This is a genomic window from Streptomyces palmae (assembly GCF_004684805.1).
GTDB classification, from domain to species: domain Bacteria; phylum Actinomycetota; class Actinomycetes; order Streptomycetales; family Streptomycetaceae; genus Streptomyces; species Streptomyces palmae.
The window spans coordinates 1-2,316 of sequence record NZ_SRID01000600.1 but is presented as its reverse complement, the minus strand read 5'-3'; the positions used below and the strand labels follow the sequence as shown (position 1 = coordinate 2,316).

Below are 2,316 nucleotides of genomic sequence, written 5' to 3'. Positions count from 1 at the left end.
CCGGCCACCCCGCCGCCGCCCTCCTCCGGCGGCCGCTCGGGCAGCGGCAAGAGCGGCGGCAACGGCAACAAGAAGGTGGTCATCGGCTCCGCGGTGGTCGCGGCGCTCGCGGTGATCGCCGTCATCGTGGCCGTGGCGATGAGCGGTGGCGGTGGCTCCAAGGACGAGGCGGAGCAGAAGCAGACCACCTCGGCGCCGCCGCCCGGCTTCAACCCGGGCACGGACGTCAAGGCCAAGACCATCCCCACCAGCAAGTGCACCGAGGCCAGCACCGCGTACGACGACCCGAACGCCTACGACCTGCCGGAGTTCCGCTACCTGTACGTGGGCTCGGTCAAGGCGTGCATCCGGGCGGCGAACTGGAAGGTCAAGGTCGTCTACCAGGACGAGAACACCTTCGGTAAGGGCTCGGTCCTGGACTACACCCACCGCGACTACGACGACCCGTACAACCCCGCGACCGACACCATCGAGCTGACCGTCTCCACCGGGATGCCGCCGAAGGACGGCAGCTGACCCGTCGGGGTGTGAAAGCGAACGGATCCGCCGGGCTCTGGGAGGAGCCCGGCGGATCCGGCGTTTGCGGGGGCTGTTCCGGGCTCCGGGTTCCGGGGGGTGGTTCCGGGTTCCGGGGGTCCAGGTCCGGGGTGGTTCCGGTTCCGGGCGCGGCGACGCGCGCCTCCGGCGGAGGCGTCACCCCGTTGCCGCAGGTCAGAGGCAGGGGGACGGGGTCCGGAGGCGGGTGCCGCGGGTCAGAGGTACGGGCCGGAGGCCGGAGGCGGGGGCCGCGGGTCAGAGGTACGGGCCGGAGGCCAGAGGCGGGTGCCGCGGGTCACAGGTACGGGCCGGAGGCCAGAGGCGGGACCGCGGGTCAGAGGTACGGGCCGGAGCGGGCGCCACCGTGCTTGCCCGGCTGCTCGTCCTCGCCGGCGCTCATCCCGGGCGGCAGTGCGCGACGCATCTGCTCCAGCTGGGCGCGGGCCGCCATCTGCTGGGCGAACAGCGCCGTCTGGATCCCGTGGAAGAGCCCCTCAAGCCACCCGACCAGCTGCGCCTGGGCGATCCGCAGCTCGGCCTCGGTGGGCACCGCCTCATCGGTGAACGGCAGCGAGAGGCGCTCCAGCTCCTCGATGAGCTCCGGCGCCAGGCCGTCCTCCAACTCCTTGACCGAACTGGCGTGGATCTCCTTGAGGCGGACCCGGCTGGCCTCGTCCAAAGGAGCCGCCCTGACCTCCTCCAACAGCTGCTTGATCATGCTTCCGATGCGCATGACCTTCGCGGGCTGCTCGACCATGTCCGTCACGGGAACCTCGCGCGACTCGTCGCCGTCACCAGGGCTTGTGCCACCGAGAGCCATGCCGTCCGGGCCGACGACCAGGACGTGCGGATTCTCCTGCGACCGTTCGTTCATCGGCTGGTTCATGTGGCCATTCTCTCGTATGCGCCGTACGCCATGAGGGTGCCCCCGCTCATCGTTGATCCACCCTCTCCGGCACATACTTCGCCACCTCGGGAGGGCGGCATGTCCTGATGTCCTGATGTCGTGAGGTCGCGGGAGTACGCCCCGGCTGACGAGGAGGGGCGATCCCGGCAGCCATCCCCGGTGGCGGGCGGGCCGGCGGGGCCGGTCCGCGACAGGAGCGGGGACGGGGAGGCCGCCGCCTCGGGCGAACGCGAGGGCGTCGGGGGCGGTTCCGGCGGCTCGGTGAGTCGCTGGGTGCCGCCGGGCTTGGTGCAGCCGTGCGCTCCCGAGGTGAGACGGGTGCAGGCCCTGGCCGCGGACGGGGAGGGTGCGGGGACCATCGCGCTGAAGACATCGGTGTCGTAGTGGACCTTGTCCTGGTAGCTCCGGCCCTTGGCGCCGACGACCCGCGCCACATCGCCCGGCCGGCCCCAGCTGATGCGGGCCCACGCCGCCGCGCAGGCGTCGCTGTAGCGGAGTTCCACGTAGACCTTGCCCACCCGCCGCAGGGCGGATGTCCAGGCGTCGGCGCCGCAGCCGGCCTTCTTGGGGTCCTTGCCGGCACAGCTGTCCGCGAAGCACTCGACATCGGGTTGCTCGTCGACCGGCGCTGACCTGCCAGCCAGGTAGACCTGGTCGGCGGGCTGGTCCGAGGTCCCGCCGAACGTCCAGAAGAGGACGGCGCCCGCGACCACCGCCACGACCGCCACGGCGGCCAGAACCGGCCACCGCACGGGGGGCCACCGCTCCGGGAGCCGCCACCTGCCGAGACGTCGGACGGCCGGTGGGCCCCCGGCCGGTGCCGTGGAAGCGCTTTCCGCCACCGGATCGGAATCCGGGGTGGGGGCGGGTTC

2 protein-coding genes and 1 pseudogene are annotated in these 2,316 nt (G+C 72.3%); 1 reads left to right on the top strand and 2 read right to left on the bottom strand.

Translation table 11 applies throughout. The features are described from left to right. Positions 1-516: pseudogene (locus E4099_RS33395) on the top strand (serine/threonine protein kinase); the annotation flags it as partial. A 355-nt stretch (positions 517-871) separates the two neighbouring features. Here the strand turns inward: E4099_RS33395 and E4099_RS31365 are convergent. Together E4099_RS31365 and E4099_RS31360 are read right to left on the bottom strand one after the other, a co-directional pair. Further along, positions 872-1,423 carry a bacterial proteasome activator family protein gene (locus E4099_RS31365; protein WP_209446820.1) on the bottom strand — a complete coding sequence of 184 codons (552 nt, stop codon included), beginning with the start codon at positions 1,421-1,423 and terminating at the stop codon, positions 872-874. Continuing rightward, entirely contained in the window at positions 1,420-2,196 is a 777-nt protein-coding gene (locus tag E4099_RS31360) for a DUF2690 domain-containing protein (RefSeq protein ID WP_135342486.1), read from the bottom strand. The genes E4099_RS31365 and E4099_RS31360 overlap by 4 nt, the downstream gene beginning before the upstream one ends. Between the last annotated feature and the right edge of the window lie 120 nt (positions 2,197-2,316).